This is a genomic window from Klebsiella sp. HN106, from assembly GCF_051209435.1.
GTDB lineage: Bacteria > Pseudomonadota > Gammaproteobacteria > Enterobacterales > Enterobacteriaceae > Klebsiella > Klebsiella oxytoca.
This window is the reverse complement of the sequence record NZ_JBLURD010000018.1, coordinates 62612-84980: the sequence shown is the minus strand read 5'-3', so window position 1 is coordinate 84980 and position 22369 is coordinate 62612. Positions and strand designations below refer to the sequence as shown.

Annotated in this window: 27 protein-coding genes and 3 tRNA genes; 7 read left to right on the top strand and 23 right to left on the bottom strand. The window is 59.5% G+C overall.

Features of this window, described 5'->3' with window-relative positions:
- Window position 1 precedes the first annotated feature (1 nt).
- Both fucU and fucR read left to right on the top strand, forming a co-directional pair.
- Window positions 2-424 carry an L-fucose mutarotase gene (fucU, locus tag ACSIPU_RS26840; RefSeq protein ID WP_004105070.1) on the top strand — a complete coding sequence of 141 codons (423 nt, stop codon included), beginning with the start codon at window positions 2-4 and terminating at the stop codon, window positions 422-424.
- A 57-nt stretch (window positions 425-481) separates the two neighbouring features.
- Window positions 482-1192, top strand: coding sequence for an L-fucose operon activator (gene fucR / locus ACSIPU_RS26835; RefSeq protein WP_004105071.1), 711 nt, complete (start codon window positions 482-484; stop codon window positions 1190-1192).
- Between the two features lie 59 nt (window positions 1193-1251).
- On the opposite strand, the gene rlmM is transcribed toward fucR, so the two are convergent.
- From rlmM to ACSIPU_RS26815, 4 genes are all read right to left on the bottom strand, one after another.
- Window positions 1252-2352, bottom strand: a complete 1101-nt coding sequence (rlmM, locus tag ACSIPU_RS26830) for a 23S rRNA (cytidine(2498)-2'-O)-methyltransferase RlmM (protein ID WP_004114964.1) — start codon at window positions 2350-2352, stop codon at window positions 1252-1254.
- Window positions 2345-2740: a DUF423 domain-containing protein gene (locus tag ACSIPU_RS26825; RefSeq protein ID WP_004105073.1), complete on the bottom strand. Its 396-nt coding sequence runs from the start codon at window positions 2738-2740 to the stop codon at window positions 2345-2347. Before ACSIPU_RS26825 ends, rlmM begins: the two co-directional genes overlap by 8 nt.
- Window positions 2741-2759: 19 nt before the next feature.
- Window positions 2760-3677, bottom strand: coding sequence for a glycine cleavage system transcriptional regulator GcvA (gcvA, locus tag ACSIPU_RS26820; protein ID WP_004114967.1), 918 nt, complete (start codon window positions 3675-3677; stop codon window positions 2760-2762).
- 353 nt (window positions 3678-4030) lie between these two features.
- A complete protein-coding gene (locus ACSIPU_RS26815) occupies window positions 4031-4255 on the bottom strand; it encodes a YgdI/YgdR family lipoprotein (RefSeq protein WP_024274638.1) in 225 nt (74 codons plus the stop codon).
- Between the two features lie 198 nt (window positions 4256-4453).
- Between ACSIPU_RS26815 and csdA the strand changes: the two genes are divergently transcribed.
- Both csdA and csdE read left to right on the top strand, forming a co-directional pair.
- A complete protein-coding gene (csdA, locus tag ACSIPU_RS26810) occupies window positions 4454-5659 on the top strand; it encodes a cysteine desulfurase CsdA (RefSeq protein ID WP_004105078.1) in 1206 nt (401 codons plus the stop codon).
- Window positions 5659-6096, top strand: coding sequence for a cysteine desulfurase sulfur acceptor subunit CsdE (gene csdE, locus ACSIPU_RS26805; protein WP_004105080.1), 438 nt, complete (start codon window positions 5659-5661; stop codon window positions 6094-6096). The genes csdA and csdE overlap by 1 nt, the downstream gene beginning before the upstream one ends.
- Before the next feature lie 140 nt (window positions 6097-6236).
- Here the strand turns inward: csdE and tcdA are convergent, their stop codons facing one another.
- On the bottom strand, window positions 6237-7046 hold the full coding sequence (gene tcdA, locus ACSIPU_RS26800) for a tRNA cyclic N6-threonylcarbamoyladenosine(37) synthase TcdA (protein WP_004105082.1): 810 nt from the start codon (window positions 7044-7046) through the stop codon (window positions 6237-6239).
- 165 nt (window positions 7047-7211) lie between these two features.
- Entirely contained in the window at window positions 7212-8309 is a 1098-nt protein-coding gene (gene mltA, locus ACSIPU_RS26795) for a murein transglycosylase A (RefSeq protein WP_004105083.1), read from the bottom strand.
- Between the two features lie 211 nt (window positions 8310-8520).
- Between mltA and ACSIPU_RS26790 the strand changes: the two genes are divergently transcribed.
- The 3 genes from ACSIPU_RS26790 (at window position 8521) to ACSIPU_RS26780 (ending at window position 8819) form a co-directional block, all read left to right on the top strand.
- Window positions 8521-8597: transfer RNA gene (locus tag ACSIPU_RS26790), tRNA-Met, on the top strand.
- A gap of 34 nt (window positions 8598-8631) precedes the next feature.
- Window positions 8632-8708: transfer RNA gene (locus ACSIPU_RS26785), tRNA-Met, on the top strand.
- A 34-nt stretch (window positions 8709-8742) separates the two neighbouring features.
- Window positions 8743-8819: transfer RNA gene (locus tag ACSIPU_RS26780), tRNA-Met, on the top strand.
- A gap of 97 nt (window positions 8820-8916) precedes the next feature.
- Here the strand turns inward: ACSIPU_RS26780 and cobT are convergent.
- From cobT to ACSIPU_RS26695, 17 genes are all read right to left on the bottom strand, one after another.
- Window positions 8917-9972, bottom strand: coding sequence for a nicotinate-nucleotide--dimethylbenzimidazole phosphoribosyltransferase (cobT, locus tag ACSIPU_RS26775; protein WP_004105084.1), 1056 nt, complete (start codon window positions 9970-9972; stop codon window positions 8917-8919).
- A gap of 74 nt (window positions 9973-10046) precedes the next feature.
- Complete coding sequence (gene cobU / locus ACSIPU_RS26770; protein ID WP_004105085.1) at window positions 10047-10592, bottom strand: bifunctional adenosylcobinamide kinase/adenosylcobinamide-phosphate guanylyltransferase; 546 nt, start codon at window positions 10590-10592, stop codon at window positions 10047-10049.
- Entirely contained in the window at window positions 10586-12109 is a 1524-nt protein-coding gene (locus tag ACSIPU_RS26765) for a cobyric acid synthase (protein WP_064370264.1), read from the bottom strand. Before ACSIPU_RS26765 ends, cobU begins: the two co-directional genes overlap by 7 nt.
- Complete coding sequence (locus ACSIPU_RS26760; protein ID WP_004105088.1) at window positions 12106-12921, bottom strand: energy-coupling factor ABC transporter ATP-binding protein; 816 nt, start codon at window positions 12919-12921, stop codon at window positions 12106-12108. The genes ACSIPU_RS26765 and ACSIPU_RS26760 overlap by 4 nt, the downstream gene beginning before the upstream one ends.
- A gap of 8 nt (window positions 12922-12929) precedes the next feature.
- Window positions 12930-13607 (bottom strand): energy-coupling factor ABC transporter transmembrane protein, encoded by a 678-nt coding sequence (locus tag ACSIPU_RS26755; protein WP_049101331.1) that lies wholly within the window; start codon window positions 13605-13607, stop codon window positions 12930-12932.
- Window positions 13594-13875, bottom strand: coding sequence for an energy-coupling factor ABC transporter substrate-binding protein (locus ACSIPU_RS26750; protein WP_004105092.1), 282 nt, complete (start codon window positions 13873-13875; stop codon window positions 13594-13596). Before ACSIPU_RS26750 ends, ACSIPU_RS26755 begins: the two co-directional genes overlap by 14 nt.
- A gap of 1 nt (window position 13876) precedes the next feature.
- The gene (gene cbiM / locus ACSIPU_RS26745) at window positions 13877-14614 is read right to left on the bottom strand and encodes a cobalt ECF transporter S component CbiM (protein WP_004105094.1); all 738 of its coding nucleotides are present in this window, start codon (window positions 14612-14614) and stop codon (window positions 13877-13879) included.
- Window positions 14611-15324: a cobalt-factor II C(20)-methyltransferase gene (locus ACSIPU_RS26740; RefSeq protein WP_004105097.1), complete on the bottom strand. Its 714-nt coding sequence runs from the start codon at window positions 15322-15324 to the stop codon at window positions 14611-14613. The genes cbiM and ACSIPU_RS26740 overlap by 4 nt, the downstream gene beginning before the upstream one ends.
- The gene (gene cbiK / locus ACSIPU_RS26735) at window positions 15321-16115 is read right to left on the bottom strand and encodes a sirohydrochlorin cobaltochelatase (RefSeq protein ID WP_004105099.1); all 795 of its coding nucleotides are present in this window, start codon (window positions 16113-16115) and stop codon (window positions 15321-15323) included. Before cbiK ends, ACSIPU_RS26740 begins: the two co-directional genes overlap by 4 nt.
- 10 nt (window positions 16116-16125) lie before the next feature.
- Window positions 16126-16911, bottom strand: a complete 786-nt coding sequence (locus tag ACSIPU_RS26730; RefSeq protein WP_004105100.1) for a cobalt-precorrin-6A reductase — start codon at window positions 16909-16911, stop codon at window positions 16126-16128.
- Window positions 16908-17633: a precorrin-3B C(17)-methyltransferase gene (locus ACSIPU_RS26725; protein WP_004105101.1), complete on the bottom strand. Its 726-nt coding sequence runs from the start codon at window positions 17631-17633 to the stop codon at window positions 16908-16910. Before ACSIPU_RS26725 ends, ACSIPU_RS26730 begins: the two co-directional genes overlap by 4 nt.
- On the bottom strand, window positions 17633-18688 hold the full coding sequence (gene cbiG, locus ACSIPU_RS26720; protein ID WP_023321549.1) for a cobalt-precorrin 5A hydrolase: 1056 nt from the start codon (window positions 18686-18688) through the stop codon (window positions 17633-17635). Before cbiG ends, ACSIPU_RS26725 begins: the two co-directional genes overlap by 1 nt.
- Window positions 18669-19442, bottom strand: a complete 774-nt coding sequence (locus ACSIPU_RS26715) for a cobalt-precorrin-4 methyltransferase (protein ID WP_004114994.1) — start codon at window positions 19440-19442, stop codon at window positions 18669-18671. Before ACSIPU_RS26715 ends, cbiG begins: the two co-directional genes overlap by 20 nt.
- Window positions 19435-20004 carry a decarboxylating cobalt-precorrin-6B (C(15))-methyltransferase gene (locus tag ACSIPU_RS26710; protein ID WP_004105104.1) on the bottom strand — a complete coding sequence of 190 codons (570 nt, stop codon included), beginning with the start codon at window positions 20002-20004 and terminating at the stop codon, window positions 19435-19437. Before ACSIPU_RS26710 ends, ACSIPU_RS26715 begins: the two co-directional genes overlap by 8 nt.
- Window positions 19994-20599: a cobalt-precorrin-7 (C(5))-methyltransferase gene (locus tag ACSIPU_RS26705; protein WP_004114996.1), complete on the bottom strand. Its 606-nt coding sequence runs from the start codon at window positions 20597-20599 to the stop codon at window positions 19994-19996. The genes ACSIPU_RS26710 and ACSIPU_RS26705 overlap by 11 nt, the downstream gene beginning before the upstream one ends.
- Window positions 20593-21732 (bottom strand): cobalt-precorrin-5B (C(1))-methyltransferase CbiD, encoded by a 1140-nt coding sequence (gene cbiD / locus ACSIPU_RS26700; protein ID WP_004114997.1) that lies wholly within the window; start codon window positions 21730-21732, stop codon window positions 20593-20595. The genes ACSIPU_RS26705 and cbiD overlap by 7 nt, the downstream gene beginning before the upstream one ends.
- Window positions 21729-22361: a cobalt-precorrin-8 methylmutase gene (locus ACSIPU_RS26695; protein ID WP_004105109.1), complete on the bottom strand. Its 633-nt coding sequence runs from the start codon at window positions 22359-22361 to the stop codon at window positions 21729-21731. The genes cbiD and ACSIPU_RS26695 overlap by 4 nt, the downstream gene beginning before the upstream one ends.
- Window positions 22362-22369 lie beyond the last annotated feature (8 nt).

The following is a 22369-nucleotide window of genomic DNA, read 5'->3' as shown; positions in this document are numbered from 1 at the left end:
GATGCTAAAAACGATTTCCCCGTTAATATCGCCGGAGCTACTGAAAGTCCTGGCGGAAATGGGGCACGGAGATGAGATCGTCTTATCCGATGCCCACTTCCCGGCGCACAGCATGGGTCCACAGGTCATTCGCGCCGACGGTCTGCGGGTAAGCGACCTGCTGCAGGCGATTATTCCGCTGTTTGAGTTAGACAGCTACGCTCCGCCGTTGGTGATGATGGCCGCCGTGGAAGGCGACACCCTCGACCCGCAGGTCGAAACGCGCTATCGCGAGGCGCTTTCCGCCGCCGCGCCCTGCCCTGAGATCGCCCGCATTGACCGCTTTGCTTTCTACGAGCGGGCGCAAAAAGCCTTTGCGATCGTTATCACAGGTGAGCGCGCTAAGTACGGGAATATTCTTTTAAAAAAAGGAGTAACGCCGTAATCTCATGCCGCAGCGCCCGTCTGGTGCGGGCGCTCAGCGAACGCCAGGGTGAGAAAAATGAAAGCGGCACGACAGCAAGCGATACTAGACCTGCTCATAAACCATAATAGTCTGACCACCGAAGCCTTATCGCTACAGCTTAACGTCAGCAGAGAAACCATCCGCCGCGATCTCAGCGAGCTTCAGTCCCAGGGAAAAGTACTGCGTAACCACGGTCGGGCAAAAGTCATTCACCGGCAAAGCCAGGACAGCGGCGACCCTTTTCATATTCGTTTAAAAAGCCACTATGCGCACAAAGCGGATATCGCCCGCGAGGCGCTGGCCTGGATAGACGAAGGGATGGTTATCGCCCTCGATGCCAGTTCCACCTGCTGGTACCTGGCTCGCCAGCTACCTGATCTCAACCTTCACGTTTTTACCAACAGTCAGCCGATATGCCAGGAGCTAAGTAAGCGAGAGAATATTCAGCTCACCTGCTCCGGGGGGACGCTTCAGCGTAAATACGGCTGTTACGTGAGTTCATCGCTTATCTCCCAGCTCAAATCGCTGGAGATCGATCTGTTCATTTTTTCCTGTGAAGGTATCGACAGCGGCGGCGCGCTCTGGGATTCAAATACGGTCAACGCCGAGTTCAAATCGCTGCTGCTTAAGCGCGCCTCGCAATCGCTTTTGCTGATTGATAAGAGCAAGTTTAATCGTTCAGGGGAGGCCCGAATTGGCCATCTGGATGATGTGACGCATATTGTTTCGGACGTGTCGCAGTCGTAACGGCTATTGCAGCGCCGGATAGCGGCTTAACACCCTATCCGGCCTACAAAAGGGGCAAACTAGCGTTCGTCGCGGCGACCGCCGACGGCAGCCCACAGGCGACGAACGTGAACCGTCACCTCTTCGCGATCGTGATACAGCTGGCGCGCCTGGATTTGCGCGTTGATGCCGTGCTCATCCAGCTGCTCCTGGATATAGGCCAGGTTGCGCGACAGCTCTTCATAGCGCTTTTTCATCGGCAGCTTAAGGTTAAAGATGGTTTCACGGCACCAGCCGTTCACCAGCCACTGCGCCATCAGCGCAGCCACTTTCGCCGGCTTCTCCACCATATCGCACACCATCCACGAGATGTTGTTGCGCGTTGGGCGGTACTTGAAGCCATCTTCGCGCAGCCAGGTCACCTGGCCGGTATCCATCAGGCTTTGCGCCATCGGGCCGTTATCCACCGAGGAGACCCACATATTGCGTTTCACCAGCTGATAGGTCCAGCCGCCGGGGCAGGCGCCGAGATCCACGGCGTACATACCGTTCGCCAGGCGCTCGTCCCACTCATCCGCCGGAATAAAGACGTGAAACGCCTCTTCCAGCTTGAGAGTCGAGCGGCTCGGCGCATCGGCCGGAAACTTGAGGCGCGGAATGCCCATATAGAACGGTGAGTTGTTGTTAGACAACGAATAGCCTGTGTAGCAGCAGCCCGGCGCGATAAAGAAAACGTGCACCACCGGACGTTTTGTCGTTTCATAGCTGGTCAGCACGCCCGCTTCGCGCAGCGCAGCGCGCAGCGGTACCGTAAACTTGCGGCAGAACTTCATCAGCTCTTTGCTTTCGTTGGTATCGGCGACCTCTACGCGCAGCTCGCCGCCCTTTTCCACGACGCCCTGCAGCATACCGACGATTGGGGAAATCCTGTCCTCCGGCGGCAGATCGCGCAGCAGTTCGCCGACCACAAACATCTGGCGGGCAAATACCAGCGAGCTGAACGGCAGTTCGCGCACCAGCTTTTCGCCATCTTCAGCCTGATAGCACTCAAAAATCACATAGCCGGAGTCATCTTTGACCCGGGCAAAACCAAATACTTCAAGGCGCGAGGCCTTATCGGTAATTTCTGCTGCGCACTCTTTCTCAAACCCAGGGCGACAATAGAGGACAACTTTATTCATGAACAACGCCCTTACGTTTCAGACGAATTGCACCAATTAACATTAATACCCAACCGGCGAGGAAGCAGACGCCCCCTACCGGCGTAACGAACGCCCACAGGCGTAAATGCGATAGCGCCAGGCAGTAGAGGCTGCCGCTAAAAAGAACGGTACCAAGCGCCATAAAGACGCTGCTCCAGTAAAACCAGATGCTGATGCGGCGCTGCATCGCCACCGCCAGGCCAAAAATAGCCAGCGTATGGAAAGCCTGATACTGCAGGCCGGTGTGGATCCAGCCCATTTCCGCAACGCCCATCGTTTTACTTAAAACGTGCGCGCCAAACGCGCCCAAAGCCACAAAGATAAAACCGCTTATCGCGGCGAATATCAGCATAAAACGGCTGGTCATGTGTTTACCCTACGATGATTTATTGTTCATAACGAAAGCGAAATTTTTCTTGTTCATTAGCCGCTTTTGCCAGAATCCACTGGCGGAAGGCGGCTATTTTACCCAGTTCTGCCTGACTGTCATGACAAACGAGATAAAACGCATTCTTACTGACCAGAACATCATTAAACGGGCAGACCAGTCGGCCTGCCTCAATCTCGGACTGCGCCATCACATTGTTGGCCAGCGCGACCCCCTGTCCATGGATTGCCGCCTGCAGCACCATTGCGCTGTGGCTAAAAATAGGTCCCTGTTGAACATTGATATGGTTTAGACCCAGCTGACGGGTATAAGTTTGCCAGTCGCGGCGGGAAGCGTCGTGCAGCAGGGTATGTTGCGCCAGATCGGCAGGCGTTTTCAACGCTTTATCGCCGGTAAGTAAAAGCGGGGAACATACCGGAAGCAGATATTCGGCGTACAGTTTTTCCACGCGCAGCCCCGGCCAGTTGCCGCGGCCATAAAAAATTGCCACGTCGACATCGTCGGCCAGCTTATCTTCCTGGCGGTCTACCGCCTGGATTCTGACATCGATTCCCGGATAAGCTGAATTAAAGCTTGTCAGCCTCGGCACCAGCCACTGGATGGCAAAACTGGGGAGCATACTGACGGTTAAGGCCCCTTTTGCGCTTCGGGCCTGAAGCTTGCGGGTCGCTTCGGTGAGCTGCGAAAAAATCTCTTTGATATCCTGAAAATAGCTCTGCCCCTCCTCCGTTAAAAGAAGAGAACGATTGCGTCGACGGAACAGCTTGAGGCCGAGGAAATCCTCCAGGGACTTGATTTGGTGGCTGACTGCGGCCTGCGTCACAAAAAGCTCATCGGCGGCGCGAGTGAAGCTAAGGTGGCGGGCGGCTGCATCAAAAACACGTAATGCATTCAGAGGTGGCAAACGCTTGGACATAGTTATTCTGGCTTAGATGTTAAGGCAATTTAACAAATAGGAAACAACAGTTAACCTATTAGTTTTTTTTATCTGAGCTATTATAATTTGTCCGTTGAGCTTCTACCAGCAAATACCTATAGTGGCGGCACTTCCTGAGCCGGAACGAAGAGCTTTTTTTGGAATGCGTGTTCCAACAAGCTTTTGGCTTACGGTTGTGATGTTGTGTTGTTGTGTTTGCAATTGGTCCGGGTTTGCGGACCATGGTAGCGAAGCTACCCCTTTTCACTTCCTGTACATTTACCCTGTCTGTCCATAGTGATTTAATGTAGCACCGCACTGCGCGGTGCTTTTTTTTGCCTGCTATACCTGAATCAGTTATCCAGCTCGCCCAGCTGTTTGACGTCAGAACGGTTAATCTGCTGCTTGTTACCCCAGGCATCTTTGTACGAAATCATGCCAGTATCATTGTCCGTTTGCGGTTTACCGTCGGTGACGATAGTGCGCCCATCGTTAGTGTGCATCACGTAGTTAGAGGAACAGGCGCTCAGGCCAAAGGTCAGCACACAGGCAGAAATAATGGCGGCAGTCTTATTCATTTTCATCTTTCTCTCCTTACGACTATTTATACTGTTTATGATTCGTTCTGTACCAGGTTAAAACACAAACCCAACACTATTTAGCATAACCATCTTTCACGCCGGCGAATTCATATTCAGAAAATTCCAGTAGTTAGCAGAAAACTTGTATCACCCGCTGATTTGCGCGACGATCCTGGTATCGATACGAGGAGTCTCATGAACGCATTCAACCCCGCCCAATTTCGCGCTCAGTTTCCGGCGCTGGCCGACGCTGGCGTCTATCTTGATAGCGCAGCGACGGCGCTCAAGCCGCTGGCGGTCATTGAGGCCAGCGATCAGTTCTATCGCCTCAGCGGCGGTAACGTCCACCGTAGCCAGTTTGCTGCCGCCCGGCAGCTAACCGACCGCTATGAAAACGCGCGCGAACGCGTGGCGGCGCTGCTCAACGCCCCTTCCGGCCAGGATATCGTCTGGACGCGCGGCACCACTGAAGCCATTAACATGGTGGCGCAATGCTACGTGCGCCCGCGCCTGAAGCCCGGCGATGAGATTATCGTCAGCGAAGCGGAACATCATGCCAATCTGGTGCCGTGGTTAATGGTTGCAGAGCAAACCGGCGCGAGGATAGTGAAGCTACCGATCGCTCCCGATCGCCTGCCGGACGTGGCCGCGCTTGGCGCGCTCATCACGCCGCGCAGCCGGGTGCTGGCGATTGGCCAGATGTCCAACGTCACCGGCGGTTGTCCGGATTTGGCGCAGGCGATTCGCCTGGCCCACGATGCCGGGATGGTGGTAATGGTCGACGGCGCGCAGGGGGCGGTGCATTTCCCCGCGGACGTTCAGACGCTGGATATCGACTTTTATGCTTTTTCGGGCCATAAGCTCTACGGGCCGACCGGCATCGGCGCGCTGTATGGCAAAAGCGAACGGCTGGCGAAAATGTCGCCGTGGCTCGGCGGCGGTAAAATGATCGCCGAAGTCACTTTCGACGGCTTTAAAACCCAGCCCGCGCCCTGGCGCTTCGAAGCGGGAACGCCCAATATCGCCGGGGTGATTGGCCTGAGCGCAGCGCTGGAGTGGCTGGACGAGACGGATATCGCACAGGCGGAAAACTGGAGCCGTGGGCTGGCGACGCTGGCGGAAGAGGAGCTGGCGAAACGTCCGGGATTCCGTTCGTTCCGCTGCCAGGACGCCAGCCTGCTGGCGTTTGATTTTGACGGCGTTCACCATAGCGATATGGTGACGCTGCTGGCGGAATCGGGGATTGCGCTGCGCGCCGGTCAGCACTGCGCTCAGCCGCTGCTGGCGGCGCTTGGCGTCAGCGGTACCCTGCGGGCCTCATTCGCGCCTTATAACACGCAGGACGATGTTTACGCGCTGGTGCACGCCGTGGACCGCGCTCTGGAAATACTGGTGGATTAATGACGACTTCTCACCCTTTTGGTACCCGCGTCACCGAAGCGACCCTTCTCCAGACGTTTACCCCGCTCAGCCAGTGGGAGGATAAATACCGCCAGCTAATTTTACTGGGTAAGCAGCTCCCTGCGCTGCCGGACGACCTCAAAGCGCGGGCCAAAGAGATTGCCGGTTGTGAAAACCGCGTCTGGCTGGGACACTTCATTGACGTCGACGGCAAGCTGCATTTCTTCGGCGATAGCGAAGGCCGTATCGTACGCGGCATGCTGGCGGTGCTGTTGACCGCCATTGAAGGCAAAAGCGCCGCTGATCTGCTGGCGCAGGATCCGCTGGCGCTATTTGATGCGCTGGGGCTGCGCGGCCAGCTGAGCGCCTCGCGCAGCCAGGGGCTCAACGCCCTGAGTGAGGCGGTGCTCGCCGCCGCCCGCGAGGTTGAGGTTTAAGCTCATCCCGGGGGCGGCGCTTGACGCGCCTTGCCGGGCTACGGGTTCGTGCCGTTTTGTCGCCCGGCCAGGTGCGCAGCACCGCCTCCGGGGAATTGTCTTGTAGACCGGGTAAGGCGCCTGCGCCGCGACCCGGGAATTTACGCCGTCTGCCGCTCCGCCTTCGCCAGCATTTTCTTCAGCGCATGGGAGACGGCGACAAAGCCAAAGGTTGCGGTTACCATCGTCGCGGCGCCAAACCCGGATGCGCAATCCATTCGCTTCGGCCCCTCAGCGGTGCTTTTCATCGCACAAACGCTGCCGTCCGCCTGCGGATAAACCAGCGCTTCGGTGGAAAACACGCAATCCACGCCGAGCTTACCTTTGCTGTTCTTCACCACCCCAAACTGGCTCTTCAAACGCTCACGCAGCTTTGCCGCCAGCGGATCCTGGATGGTTTTCGCCAGATCGGCGACCTGAATTTGCGTCGGATCGATTTGTCCGCCCGCGCCGCCGGTGGTGACCAGCGGCACCTTATGGCGACGACAGTAAGCGATTAACGCCGCTTTCGGGCGCACGCTGTCGATGGCATCGATCACATAGCTAAAGCCAACGCCCAGATACTCGGCGACGTTTTCCGGAGTGATAAAATCGTCCACCACCGTCACCCGGCACTCGGGGTTAATCAGGCGAATGCGTTCCGCCATCACCTCGGCTTTCGCCAGACCTACGTTGCCGCCAAGGGCGTGGATCTGGCGATTGGTGTTGGTCACGCAGACATCATCCATATCGATGAGGGTAATCGCGCCAATTCCGGTTCTCGCCAGCGCTTCCGCCGCCCATGAGCCTACGCCGCCGATGCCGACCACGCAGACGTGCGCGTCGGCAAAACATTGCAGCGCCTTTTCACCATATAAACGCGCCGTGCCGCCAAAGCGCTGGCGCCAGGCATCGCTAATTACAACAGACATATAACCTCAAAATAAGTGGACATTCCCGGGTCGCGAGGCAAGGGCCTTACCCGGGCAACAAAATCAGCCATCGTTCCGGGAAATATTCCCGGATTACGTCGTCAATGGCTTATTCAGGCGACCGTAGCCCCGGTAAGCGCAGCGCGACCGGGGAAAATGTGAGCACTAGCCGCTAAAGACGTTGCCTGCGCCCGGGGCGTTTTTCAGCACCCATACGCGGCCATAGTGGTTATACCAGCCGGCACGGTGCCCGGCATCCGGGCCAATGCCCTGGTAAATATCGAAGTGCTGGCCTTTAATCGCCCCGCCAACATCAAGTGCCACCATTAAACGCAGCTCGTACTGGCCGTTAAACTTACCGTTATTATCCAGCAGCGGCACCTCCGCCAGCAGCGTGGTGCCTGCAGGAACAATGGAACGGTCGGAGGCCACCGACGCGCGACCGATCAGCGGCACCGCGCTGGCGCCTTTCACCGGCGCGAAGGACTGCGGTTTAAAGAAGACGAACGACGGGTTCTGCTCCAGCAGCTCGCGGACTTCCGCCTCGCTGTGCTTTTCGCCCCATTCGCGAATTGCCTGCATCGACATATCTTCGCGCTTTACTTCCCCGCGGTCGATCAGCACTTTACCGATGCTGTAATAGGGCCAGCCGTTTTTCCCGGCATAGCTAAAGAAGTTCAGCGGCGAGCCGTCGCCAAAATCAATGTAGCCGCTGCCCTGCACGTCCATGATGAAGTTATCCATCAGCGAGTTGCTGTAGGCCAGGATGTAGTTGTCGCTCAGAGCCCCGGCGTAGATGCTGGCGCGGGACGGCAGCTTGCCGCGCTTCGGCGGCATCCGGTAAATCGGATACTGGAACTCACCCTGGCGAGTATGGCGCGCCTGAACCACCGGCGTGTAGTAGCCGGTAAACTGGACGTTACCGTAGTTATCCGTTCCCTGCATCTGCCAGGCGTCGATACCAAACTGGCTCAGCGTACGGGTATCACCGCCGGAACGCAGCCACTCCTGAACCGCATTGTAGACGTTGCTCTGGCTGGTATAGAGGCGCGGAGAGGCGCTACGAATCTGTCTCACCTGCTCGGAGAAATCGCCGGCGTTGATCGGCGAACCTACCGCATCAGGTTGGTTAACCAATGAAAACGGCTGGGTGAGTTTACCTTCATTATACTGCTGACCGCGATCGGTCGGTTTTGAGGAACAAGCGGCCAGCATTGCCAGCATTGCGCCTGTTACTGCATATTTTGCCCAACGTCCTTTCATGGTATCTCTTCTTTATGCTGCTAAGCCCGGGTGCGTGATGAAGATAACAAACCCCCAGGGCTAATGAAATGCGCTTAGGTACCGCAAAGGCAATTTTGCGCAAAAAATAGGCTGGAAGTGATTCTATATGCACCATTTTTTACAAAATTGATGATTTCTGCCAAAAAGGGTTGCATCAAAACGTTAGCGGAGTATAGTGCGCTTCCACGGACGCGGGGTGGAGCAGCCTGGTAGCTCGTCGGGCTCATAACCCGAAGGTCGTCAGTTCAAATCTGGCCCCCGCAACCAATTAAAATTTGATGAAGTACAAGCAGTACGGTGACGCGGGGTGGAGCAGCCTGGTAGCTCGTCGGGCTCATAACCCGAAGGTCGTCGGTTCAAATCCGGCCCCCGCAACCAATCAAAATTTAAGACAATATAAGCAGTACGGTGACGCGGGGTGGAGCAGCCTGGTAGCTCGTCGGGCTCATAACCCGAAGGTCGTCGGTTCAAATCCGGCCCCCGCAACCAACATCATAAACACCCTCAAGGGTGTTTTTTTGTTTCTGCGATTCGCAAAATCTTATACCTGATTCAGGGAACGGCTAAGCGCCGCTCCCTCACCTTCTCAGCCCTTCGGCAACACAATATTGCTCGCCGCCAGCATCCCCATTTCGTGATACATCGCGCAGGCCGCTTCAACGATCGGCATCGCCAGCGCCGCGCCGCTGCCTTCTCCCAAACGCATTCCCATATTCAGATAGGGCTCCAGCTCGAGATGCATCAGCGCCGTACGCGCCCCCTTCTCCGCCGAATAGTGCGACGGGATAAGATAGGGTTTCACCTGCGGCGCAATTCGGCACGCCGCCAGCGCCGCTGCGTAGGAGAGGAAGCCATCGAGCACCACCGGCAGACCGCAGGAGGCCGCGCCCAGCATCACACCCGTCATCCCCAATAAATCAAAACCGCCCACTTTTGCCAGCACGTCCAGACCATCATGCGGATCGGGGCGGTTAACGGCGATGGCCCGTCGTACCACCTCAACTTTATTGCCAACCTTCGCCAACGGCAGATTAGCGCCAATTCCCACCACCTCCTGGGCATCGCTGCCGGTCAGGACGCTGACGATTGCCGCCGCCGGGGTGGTATTGGCCATTCCGAGCTCCCCGACGCCAAACAGCGTGACGCCATCCTCCGCCAGCCCCCGGGTATAGCGCATCACCTCCAGCAGCAGCTCTTCCGCCTGGCTGCGGCGCATTGCCGGACCAACGGCGATATTGCCGCAGCCGCGCGCCACGCGCATGTTGATGACGCCCGGTATCAGCTCGGCATCGATTCCAACATCAATCACGTGCACCTTCGCGCCCGCCTGCGCCGCCAGTACGCAAACGCCGGTTTTGCCCAGCGTCATATTCGCCGCCTGAATCGCGGTCACCGCTTTTGGCGAAATGGCGACCCCTTCGTCCCACACGCCGTGGTCGGCGCACATCACCAGCAGCGCCTTTTTTTTCACCTGCGGCACACCTTCAAGACCGGGCATACCCGCCAGCTGCACGGCAAGATCTTCAAGGCGTCCAAGGCTTCCGGGCGGTTTCAGCAGACCATCAATATGAAGCCGGGCGCGCGCCATCGCGTTTTCATCAGGCGCAGGGATCGCGCCCAGTAGAGAGGTTAAGCTTTGCATAGAGGTTCTCGTCTTGTTGGCTGACTCATAGCAGAGCCAGCAGGAAGAATAACGCCCGTTACGGCGCGCCTGGCCTATTTGATTTTTACGCCAATGCCCGACACCACCAGCCACACCTCGTCTGCCGCCGCCGCAAGGCGCTGGTTGACGCGTCCGGCGATATCGCGGAAATGGCGGGCAAGACGGTTTTCCGGCACAATCCCCATCCCTACCTCGTTGGTCACCAGCACCACGCGGGCCGGGCAGCGCTGGCAGGCGGCAATCAGTACCGCGATTTCGGCGTCGATCGCCCGCTCCATCGCCGCATAATCCCAGCCGTCCGGCGAGCTGTCGCCCCCCAGCGCAAACAGCAGGTTGGTCACCATGGTGGTGATGCATTCCAGCAAAATCGCCTCCTCTGGGGCGATATCCGGGGTGATCAGCTCATCAAGCTGCTGCCAGCGCTCGGCGGTGCGCCAGTGCGCGGGCCTGCCGTCGCGGTGGTGCTGGATCCTCGCCGCCATCTCGTCATCAAAGACCTGCGAGGTGGCGATATACAGTACCTGCGGCGCATGGGCGATCAGCGCTTCGGCATGGCGGCTTTTACCGCTGCGCGCCCCGCCGGTCACTAAAGTCAGCATACGGGCTCCTGATGTTGGCGCATGATGGCGTAGATTTTTTCGATATCAATATGCTGACGCATCGCGTCCGCCAGCAGATCGAACTGGCGCGATTTATACTGCGCATACTCGAAATCGCTATCCAGCGCCGCTAGCCCTTTACGCTGGCGCAGGCCGTTAACCAGCGCGCGGGTAAATGCATCGCTATCGAACAGGCCGTGCAGATAGGTGCCAAACGCCAGGCCGTCATCGCTGACCGCGCCGTCCGCCACGCTCAGGCCGCCTTTATGTAATTGCATCAGCGAACGGCAGCCGTCGCGCAGCTCGGTTTCGCCCATATGAATTTCGTAGCCGCTTACGGCCAGCCCCGCCGTTGCCGCCAGCCACGCCGGCAGCGCTGTTGCCAGGGTTGCCGTTACCTGGGTCGTCGTCTTGCTTTGCGCAAAGTGGGTAACGGTATTTAGCAACCCCAGCCCCGGCTGCGTGCCAAGCCCCGACTCCACCTCATCGATAATGGTTTCGCCGAGCATCTGATAGCCGCCGCAGATCCCCAGCACCGGTACGCCCTGACGCCGGGCCTGCAGTACCGCATGCGCCATGCCGCTCTCGCGCAGCCAGCCGAGGTCGCCGAGCGTATTTTTACTGCCCGGCAGGATCACCATATCCACGCCCGCCAGCTCCTGCGGCTGGCGAACATAGCGGACGCGGACGTCCGGCTGCGCCGCCAGCGCGTTGAAATCGGTAAAATTGGAGATGTGCGGCACCTGAATCACGGCAATCTCAATATCGCGCCTGTCGGTGCGCAGATATTTCCCTTTTTGCAGCGCGACGCCGTCCTCATCTTCAAGATCGACATCCAGCCACGGCATGACGCCGAGCACCGGGACGCCGGTGAGCGCTTCTATCTGCTCGATCCCGGAATACAGCAGCGCCACGTCGCCGCGAAATTTATTAATAATCACGCCCTTGACCCGCGCGCGCTCGCGATCGTGCAGCAGCGCGAGCGTGCCGTAGATAGAGGCGAATACGCCGCCGCGATCGATATCCGCCACGAGGATCACCGGGCACTGGGCCATCTCGGCCATGCCCATATTGACGATGTCGCGATCGCGCAGATTGATCTCCGCCGGACTTCCTGCCCCTTCCAGCACCAGCACATCATGTTCGGCGGCCAGGCTGTTATAAACCGCGAGGATCTGTTCCCGCAGGCGCGGTTTATATTCGTGATAGCTCACCGCGTCCATATCGGTCGCCACCTTGCCCATCAGCACCACCTGCGCTTTGCGGTCGCTGGTTGGCTTAAGCAGCACCGGGTTCATGCGCACATCCGGGATAATACCCGCCGCTTCAGCCTGGAAAATCTGCGCGCGGCCCATCTCTTTGCCATCCGGCGTGATACCGGAATTAAGCGCCATATTCTGCGATTTAAACGGCGCGGTGCGCTGCCCGTCCTGATAAAAGATGCGGCACAGCCCCGCGACCAGCACGCTTTTGCCGACGTCAGAAGCGGTGCCCTGTAACATAATTGCCAGCGTCATGACGCCTCCTTCATCGCGTTGCTTCGCATCCGCGTAAAAAATTCTTCTTCGGTTTTACACAGCGGCAGCCCGAGCTGCGCGTGCAGTTTCACCAGCCACGGCTGGGTGAGCCCGGCCTGGGCCATCAGTTCGCTGCGGGCAAACACCTCCCCGGGTTCGCCGTGCGCCAGCACTTCGCCGCGGCGTAACACGTAAACCGCATCGCTGATTTCATAGATCAGATCGATATCGTGGCTGGAGATCGCCACGTGGTTGCCCCGATCGGCAATACGCTTAATGATGTCGATCATCTGCGCGCGTCCCGAAGGATCGAGACCCGCCGTCGGCTCGTCGAGCAGTAAATAGCGCGCCTGCAGCACCAGCGCGCCGGCTATCGCCACGCGCTTTTTCTGCCCGTGGCTCAGGCACTGAATCGGCTGGTGACGAAACCCCTGGGCATCGACGAGAGTCAGGGCATCGTCCACCCGGCGGGCAATTTCCTCTTCCGCTACGCCCAGGTTCCGCAGGCTAAAGGCGATATCGCTGTCGATATCGGTATAGAAAATCTGCTGGTCCGGGTCCTGGAAAACGGTCGCCACCTGCTGACGCAGCGCCAGCAGGCCGCGCTTGCTGTAGTCCAGCGGTTTTCCTTGCCATAGCACCGCCCCGCTCTGCGGGCGCAGCAGACCGCTCAGGTTCATAAACAGCGTGGATTTTCCGCAGCCGTTCGCCCCTACCAGTCCGGTCACGGCGTGATGGGAAAAATCCAGCGTCAGCCCCTTCAGCACCGGCTCGTCCTGATAGCGAAACCAGAGATCGGTCGTGGCAAGCATACTTATCCTTAAAGGTGAAAATCACCCTGATACAGTTTGATATCCAGCGTGGTGCTCATCTGCTGGTAGCGAATCATCACCCGGGTAAACAGCAGTCCTACCAGCATCGCCAGCGAACGATAGCCCTTCGGCACGCTACGGTAGCCAAAACGTAATGTTTGCGCACGGTGAATCGCCAGCGCTTCGTCTAAAAGAATAAAAATAAAACGCCAGGTCAGCAGGATTTGCTCGGTCAGCAGCCGCGGTACCCGTCCGCGCTTGAGCAGCAAAATAAGCTGCGGGAACGGCAGATTCAGCACCAGCCAGAAGGTGGACGCCAGCGCCGCCAGGCTGCGCCAGAAGGTCTGATTGGCGGTCGTCAACCCCTCCGACGTCATGCCCAGCCAGACGCTGCCCAGCGGCAGGCTCACCAGCAGATCCTGCGGATTGCGGCTAACGCTGAACAGAATAGTCAGCACACCGATCAGCAGGAAGCCAAACGGCAGCGCCATCCAACGGCACCAGCTCCACGGCGAGACCCGCAGCAGCCAGCAGGTTAAGGCGGCAATCAGCGCCATTTCGATACCCTGCCCCAGCGGAGGCAGGGTAAAAGCCAGCACCATCAGCAGCAGCCAGAACAGGAACTTGCGCTCCGGTGCGACGTGAAACCAGCGGCTCTGATAGCTGAGTCGGTCAAACCCGGTCATCACGGCGCTGTCTGCCTTTGCTGTAGCCCAGAATATAGAAAATTACCGCCGCGCCGAGAGAGCCCTGGAGCGTAAACAGCAGGCTCTCAATTTCTCCGCTAGCCGGTTCGTACAGCGGCTGGAACCACGGCTCATAATGCGGCGCGACCACCTGAATCTGGCTCTCCGCCTCGCCGTCTGAACCGCCGAATTCGCCGCCGTGATCGACAAAGAACGGCAGGATCACCAGCGCCACCACCATGGCGAACAATATCAGCGTCTTTTTCATGTTAATGCCCCTGTGCGGTAATCAGCTGACGTTTGGTCAACTGGTCGTAGATCATGACGGTTAACAGTCCTTCAGCAATGGCGATCGGGATCTGCGTCAGGCAGAAGATCCCCATAAACTTGACGATCGATCCGGTCGCGCCGGCGGCGGGATCCGGAAAGGCCACGCCGAGCTGTACGGAGGTGACAAAGTAGGTCACCAGATCCGCCAGCATCGCGCAGAGAAACACCCCGACGTCGCGGCGAATGCCCGCGCGGCAGGCCATTTTCCACACCATGTAGCCGACCACCGGCCCGATGACCGCCATCGACATCCCGTTCGCGCCGAGCGTCGTCAGCCCGCCGTGCGCCAGCAGCAGCGCCTGGAACAGCAGTACGATGGCGCCAAGGATCGCCACCACGCCAGGCCCGAAGAGAATCACCGCCAGGCCGACGCCGGTCGGGTGGGAACAGCTGCCGGTTACGGAAGGAATTTTCAGCGCCGAGAGGACAAAAATAAACGCCCCGCACAGCGCCAGCAGCACCTTCTGATTGTTATCTTCCTGCACAATGCGGCGCAGGCGCACCAGCCCGTACCACAGGCAGGGTAAAAACAGCAGCCACCATGCCAGGGCCCACATCGGCGGTAAAAACCCCTCCATGATGTGCATCGCGAAAGCCTTTTCGGGAACCACTATCAGCAATAGCGCCGCAGCTAACCCGCTGAAAGACAGCTGTTTTAGCTGTTGTTCAAGTTTCATTCTGCATACTCCCACTGTTTATTGACCAGAATGGTCGAGAAATAGGGCAGCGGCTGGTCGTCGCTGACGTCATTGAGATGGCGCCAGCACTGCTCGCCCGGCAGCGTGGCTTCAGACATCATCAGCGCGGCATCCAGCAGACCGTTTTTCGCCAGCAGCGCTTTGATGCGGGGAAACCGCCCGTACACTTTCATCAGCACCAGGCTTTCATGCTGGCGCAGCGCCTGCTCGATTTCCGTTTCCGGCGCGGTGCAGGAGATCACTGCCAGCGATTGCTGCTCCATGGCCAGCGGCGTTTTTGAACGCGCGGCAATGGCGGCAAAAGAGGTGACGCCGGGAACAATCTCCAGCCACTCCGGGCAGCCGATACGCTGGAGTAAGAACACCCAGGTGCTGAACAGCATGGCGTCGCCGAGGGTAATAAAGCCGACCTGCTTGCCCGCTTCCACTTCCTGAACCAGCGCGGCGGCAACCTCATCCCACACCGCCTCTTTTTCCGCGCTGTCGGCGCTCATCGGGAAATGGCAGCAGCGTACTTCGGTCCGTTCGCCGATATACTCGCGCACGATGGAGAGCGCGAGGCTGTCGCCGCCTTTACGTCCGGCGGGCGCGTAGAGAATGTCCAGCGTGCCCAGCACCCGCGCCGCGCGCACGGTGATCAGGTCGGCGGCGCCAGGGCCGGTACTTAAGGCATATAGTTTGCCGCTCATGCCGCCTCCTCCATTGCAAGGCTCAGCGCCTGCTGCAGGTGAGCGACGAACATTGCGCGCACCGCCGGATTCTCTCCCAGCCCGTTCAGCCAGGGCGTCGCCGTGATACCGGCGGCGTTGAACAGCGTTTTCCAGGAGTCCTCTTCGTCCGAGGCCATATCGTTAATGGCGTGATCGCCGGCCACCAGCATCAGCGGCATCAGGTGTACGCCCTTCACCCCCTGCTGGCGCAGGCTATCGATAAGAATATCGACTTCCGGATAGCTCTCGACCGCGCCGACCCGCGCCGGAAATCCCTTCGCCGTCATCATATGATCCAGACAGGCGTAGGCGGCGAAAGCGTGATGGCTGGCGCCGTGGCCCATAAAGACCACCGTTTCATCGGCGGCAAGCGGCGGCATCTGCTGGCGCAGCGCCTGCATCAGCTGGACATAATCGTTATGGCTGCTCAGCAGCGGCGCCCCCAGCGTCAGGCGGAGGAACAGCGGGCGCAGGCTTTGCACTTCGCGGACGATCTTTTCATACTCATCGCCGTTGATAATGTGCAGCGACTGAATCGCCACATCCTGGTAGCCCTGCTCGGCCAGCTTCTGCAATGCCTGCAGCGGCGTATCAATCTCAATACCGTCGCGCTGTTTGAGCTTGCGGATAATCATCCCGGAGGTGAAGGCGCGAAACGTGTCGCGGTCCGGACAGCTGGCCGCCAGCTCGCGCTCGCAGGCGACGATGTTCTTTTCACAGGTGTCGGGATAGCTGGTGCCAAAACTGACCACCAGAAGCGCTTTTTTCATTTCTGACTCCTTAAGCAGCGGCCAGCCAGCGCGATAAGCGCCGGGCAAAGGCAGCCTGACTTTCCAGTAACTCTTCACCCGTCACCAGCGGCGCCGGGCGCGTAATCACGATGCAGGGGATACCGGCATCCAGACAGGGTTGTACTTTTTCCTGATAGCCGCCTTCGGCCCCGGAGGCTTTGGTGATCACCACGTCGGCCCGGCACTGGCGGTAGAAAGCGGCGTTGAACGCGGCGCTGAACGGCCCGCACAGGGCGAAAATCTCGCCTACGCCAAACCCCAGCGCGGCGCATTGCGCGATGACATCGGCGACCGGCAACACCCGGGCCAGCAGCGTTTTGTCACCTAATCCCGCCCGCCAGCGCGCCAGATCTTTACTTCCCGTGGTGAGCAGCACGCGCTGGCCGAAACGCCGCGCCACCTCGCAGGCTTGTTCAATGCTCTCCACGGTATAGAGCAGCGGATGCGTCAGGCCGCTCAGCTGCTCTGGGCGCTGATAACGGCTCAGCAGCACGCCGGCGGTTTCACAGGCCCGGACGATATTGCGGCTTACCGCTTCGGCGTAGGGGTGCGAAGCATCGATCACCCAGCGGGTCCGGTTAGCCTTCAGCCAGGCGATCATCTCCTCCAGCTCGAGGCGCCCGCAGCGCACCTGGCCGCGAATATCCCCCGCCAGCTGCTGACCGGTGGGCGTCGCCACCGACAGGGTGTAGGGGACCTGCGCCGCGTCAAGCTGCTGACACAGCGCCCTCGCGTCGCTGGTTCCGCCCATCACCAGCACCTCGCCGTGGCTCACAGCACGTAGCCTCGCGGCGTGATCATCAGGCCATCCTGGATATACGTCGCTTTGTTGCCGACGATCACCAGGCTGGTCATATCGACCGGTGCAAAATCCATCTCCCCCAGGGTAGTCAGCCATTTCTCCTGTTTTTTACGTCCGGCGGATTTCACGACTCCCACCGGGGTCTGCGCGCTTTTACTGGCCGACAGCAGCTCAAAGGCGCGCGCCAGATGGCCCTCGCGGCCGCGGCTGCGCGGATTGTAAAAACAGATGACGAAGTCGGCTTCCCCGGCGGCGACAATGCGTTTTTCAATCACCGGCCACGGGGTCAGCAGGTCGCTGAGGCTGATATGGCAGAAGTCGTGCATCAGCGGCGCGCCCAGCAGCGAGGCGGCGGCAATGCTGGCGGTCATCCCCGGGATCAGGCGGACTTCCACATCCAGCTTCTGCTTGCTGACCAGTTCAAGCACCAGTCCGGCCATGCCGTAAATACCGGCATCGCCGCTGCTGATCAGCGCCACGTTATGTCCGGCCTGCGCCAGCTCAATCGCCGCCTGGCAGCGCTCAATCTCTTTGCACATTCCGGTTTTAATCACCTGCTTATCGCCGGTAAAGGCTTTCACCAGGTGCGTGTAGGTCTTATAGCCAACGACGATTTCCGCCGCCTGCAGCGCTTCAATGGCCTCCATGGTCATCATGGACTGCGAGCCAGGGCCGATTCCGATTACGCTTAACATCAGTGTGAAACTCCCAAAGTAATAGTGACGCCCTGTTCGCGCAGGGTTTCGCCTAACAGTTGCCCATGGCTCAGCAGCCAGGCCGCCGGACCGGATACGCTCCCCACGCCGACGGTTTTTCTGACGAACGATGAAGCGGGAAAGTGATGCTCATGCTCGCGCAGGGCATCAGCGGGAAAGGTTTCGAACGGTACGCGACAGCAGGAAGCCAGCTGAATCAGCCCCTGCTCGTGCTTCTTCAACGTGACGCTGCCGATAGCTTTCAGCGCCAGCGGATCCAGGCGCTGCGCCTCAAGCTGGCGCGCCAGCAGCGCCGCTAATAGCGGGAATGGCGTATCGCGGCGGCAGCCAATTCCGGCGACCACCCGCTGCGGCACCAGCTTCCAGTGCGGCACGGCGATCGGCGGCAGTTCGTTGCGCAGCGTGACGCAGACCAGCGCATCCAGCTCGGGAAGCTGGTGCAGATCGGTCACGGTGATAAACCCCCGCCGGTCGCAGTGGCGGACGTCTTCATCCAGCTCTTCGTCCCACCACAGACCGACGCGCTGATGGCTGACCAGCATCTGGTTGACGGTTTTCACCGCCGCGCGGAAGTCGCTCATCCGGGCATTAAGCTGGAATGCCAGCGTATCCAGGGCCGCCAACTCGTTGACGTCGGTGGCGGTGGTGATCACCGGGTCGGCGCCGAGCATCCCGGCCAGATAGCGGCTGAGGGCATTCGCGCCCCCCGCATGGCCGGAAAGCAGGCTAATGACGTGCTGGCCGCGTTCGTCGATCACCACCACGGCCGGATCGCTGAACTTATCATTGACCAGCGGGGCCAGCACGCGTACCGCGATCCCGGTGGCGCCGATGAAAATCAGCGCCGAATAGCTGCTGAAGGCCTCCCGCGCGGCGCTGGCAAAACCGTTTTCAAAGGGGAGAAAACCCTCTTCCAGCAGCTTCTCGCTGGTAAAGCAGGTTAACGGCAGCATCGCCGCCAGCCGTTTCGCCAGCCGAACGCCCCCTGGCGTCAGGCAGAAAAGTGCGATTGATTCAGGCTTTACGGTATTCATGGCTAAAGTCCGCCGCGTAGAGTTTTGAGTAGTGATACTCAGAGCCCAGGAAATTCCCGACCAGAATGAGCGCCGTTTTGCGGATCCCCGCCTCGCGTACCTTGTCGCCGATATCCGCCAGCGTACCGCGTACGGTCTGGCTTTCCGGCCAGGTCGCTTTATAGATCACCGCCACCGGCGTGGTTGCCGGATAGCCGCCTTCAATCAGGCGCTCCGCTACCCGGTGAATGCGCTGCACGGAAAGGTAAATCGCCATTGAAGTCTGGTGGCTGGCAAATGATTCAAGCTGCTCGCGCGCCGGCACCGGCGTGCGCCCTTCAAGGCGGGTGATGATCAGGCTCTGGGAGACTTCCGGCACGGTGTACTCGACGCCCAGCTCCGCCGCCGCGCCCAGAAACGCGCTGACGCCCGGCACCACCTGCCAGTCGATACCGCGTTTGGTCAGCTCTTCACCCTGCTCGCGGACCGAGCCATACAGCGACACGTCCCCGGTCTGTAAACGCACTACCGTTTTCCCGGCTTTAACGCCGGCTTCCATAAGGTCGAGAATTTGCTCCAGATGCAGTTCGGCGCTGTCGTGACACTCGGCGCCGGGCGGACAATACTCCAGCAGCTCGGTGTTTATCAGCGACCCGGCGTAGATCACCACCTGGGCCTGCTGCAGCAAGCGGTAGCCCTTGAGGGTAATCAGCTCACGGTCGCCCGGCCCTGCGCCAACGAACCACACACTACGGGGGTCAAATGTCTCAGCCATGGTTTTCTTCCTTCTGACAGGCGATAACAAAAACGGGATTATTCGGTTTGAAATAGTGGCCGCTGCCCAGCGCGGTCAGCGATGAAACGTTCAGCAGCAGGCAATCAATCTGTGTAATCCCCCGCTGCTGCAGATAGTCGAGAGCCGCGTTCAGGTTCTCCTGCAGGATAAAAGTCATCACCAGACGGCCGCCGGGATAGAGCTGCTGCCACGACCAGTCAATCAGTTCGTCGAGACGGCCGCCGCTGCCGCCCATAAAAATGGCGTCGGCCCGCTCGGTAATCACCATCGGCGCTTCACCGGGCAGGATCTCAATATTGCCGCAGGTGAAATGCTGGCGATTTTCGTCCAGCAGCCGGAGAGCCGCGGGGTTGCGTTCGATGGCGGTTACCTGCAAAGAGGGATACTGCAGCGCCGCCTCAATCGACACGCTGCCGGTACCGGCGCCGATATCAATCAGGTGGCTTGCCCGGTGCAGTTCAAGTTTGGCCAGCGCCAGCGCGCGAACCGCCTCTTTGGTCATCGGCACCTTCTCGCCGCGCAGAAAAAGCTCATCTTTCATCGAGGATCACCACCGCGTTCATCTCATATTCGGCATCGACCTCACTGACCGGTAGCCAGTGGATCCGCTCGTTATCCATCGCCAGATTTTCGCCAATCACCATCCAGCGATACCCTTTACCCCGCGCCGCCAGCTGGGCGGCGATTTCCCGCGGCCCGCAGCGCCCGTCGGTCACCATCGCCACCTTGCGCTGACGCGCCAGCTCATCAAAACAGACGTCTCGCCCGTGGCTGCTGGTCAGCCAGATATCGTTCATATCGATACCGGCCTTCGCGCAGAGATACTGCACCGCGCTGATACCGGGAATAATGCGCACGCGATCGATGCCAAAGTGGGCTATCAGCCGCGTGCCGATCCCGTAAAAGAGCGGGTCGCCTGAGGCCAGCACCACCACCTTCTGCGCTGCGCGTTCGCCGAGCCAGACCAGCAGTTCGGCAATATTGGCGCCCAGCGCAAACCGTTCGCCGCGAAATCCGGGGAACTGCTGCAAATGCCGCTTACCGCCTACCAGCGCATCCGCACTGGCGACCGCATCTTGCGCCGCCGGCGTCATCAAATGCAGGCCTGACGGCCCCATGCCAACCACCGTTAACATGACATCTCCCGCGCAATCTCGGCCACCGGGCGATTGCTGCCGAGGACCTTGTTATCAAAGGAGAACATGATGGCGTCGCAGACGGGCGGCGTTTTGGTAAAACGCAGCATCTGCATCACCCGCAGGCAGATGCGTTCAGCAAGATGGTTATAGATAGGCTGAAAACCGTATGCGTCAATGTGCTCCATCGCCGCTTCGGTGGTATCGCATTCGCTCACCAGTTGCAGCAGCGCCAGCGGCGCCCCCAACAGCGCCAGATGCGCGACCAGCGTTTCCATGCGCGCATCGGCGATATGGCTGTGGGTATGGAAGATCCCGGCGGCGACTTTAATCAGCTTGCCGGGATGGCCAATCAGCACAATCTGACGGAACCCGAGGCGGACGGCCTCTTCAATCATGTAGCCGACGAAGTTGCTCATGGTGACCACCACCTGCGAGTCGATGCCCATCTGCTCGCGTACGAAGCGTTCACCGTGGTTGCCCGGCACCAGCACCACCCGCTCCAGCCCCGCCGCGCGCTTAATTTCCAGCTCCAGCGACAGCGAACGCTTCCAGCTCTCTTCCGACATCGGCGTCACGATACCGGTGGTGCCGATAATCGAGATACCACCCAGGATCCCCAGCCGCGAGTTATAGGTTTTCTGCGCCCGCTCCTCGCCCTCCGGGGCGAAAATCTCTACCGTCGCCCCGCGCGACGGGCCTATCGCTTCGCGCACCGCCGACTCAATGGTGTGGCGCGGGGTGCGGTTAATCGCCGGGCTGCCGATAGGCAGGCCGATTCCTTTACGGGTGATGGTGCCGATACCTTCGCCGCCGCGCAGGGTTATCTCGCCGGAGTCGTCGAGCGTCACGCGGGCGAAAATCAGCATGCCGTGGGTGGCGTCAACGTCATCGCCGCCGTCTTTACGAATCGCGGCGATCGCCTGCTGCCCTTCGACGTGCGGTGATTCGACGTTAAGACACAGGGTGACGCCGGAAGGAGTCACGATGGAGACCTGATGAATGAGGTGCTGGCGCATCACCATCAGCGCCGCGACCTTTGCCGCCGCCGTCGCGCAGGATCCGGTGGTATAGCCTTTACGCAGCGCCTTGCCGTTGTGCCACACCGGGGCGTCGAAGGATTGCTCGCTCATCTCGCCCCCTGTAAGTGGTACAGAATGGCGTTGACGATAGCGGCGGCGACGTTGCTGCCGCCTTTACGACCCAGCGCGGCAATGCCCGGCAGGCCGCTCTGCGTCAGGGCGTCTTTCGACTCCGCCGCGCCGACGAAGCCGACCGGCACGCCAATCACGCCGTTGACCGCGACATCATGCTCCAGCAGACGAAACAGCGCGGTGGGCGCATTGCCGAAAACAAACACCTTCTCGCCCTCTTCGGCAACCGCAATATCGACCGCCGCCATCGAGCGGGTCATCCCCTGCGCTTTGGCCTCCGCCACCACGCGCGGATCGCTGATATAGCAGCGGCACTCGCCGCCGAATTTCGCCAGCAGAGTTTTATTGATCCCGGAAAGGGCCATGGTGGTATCGGTATAAAGCGTGCAGGGCTGGCTCAGGGCGGCGCTTAAGCGAGGAAGCACGTCGGGAGAAAACCACAGGATATCCAGCCAGTCAAAATCGGCGGTGGTGTGGATCACCCGCTTGATAATGGCTTCGTGTAGCGGGCTGGCAAAGCGGTAGTCCGGGCGGGTCTGCGCAATAATGTCGCCAATAATGTCGAAGCTTTTCGCCTCAATCGCCTGCGGTTGCTGGATATAGTGCATTCATTTGT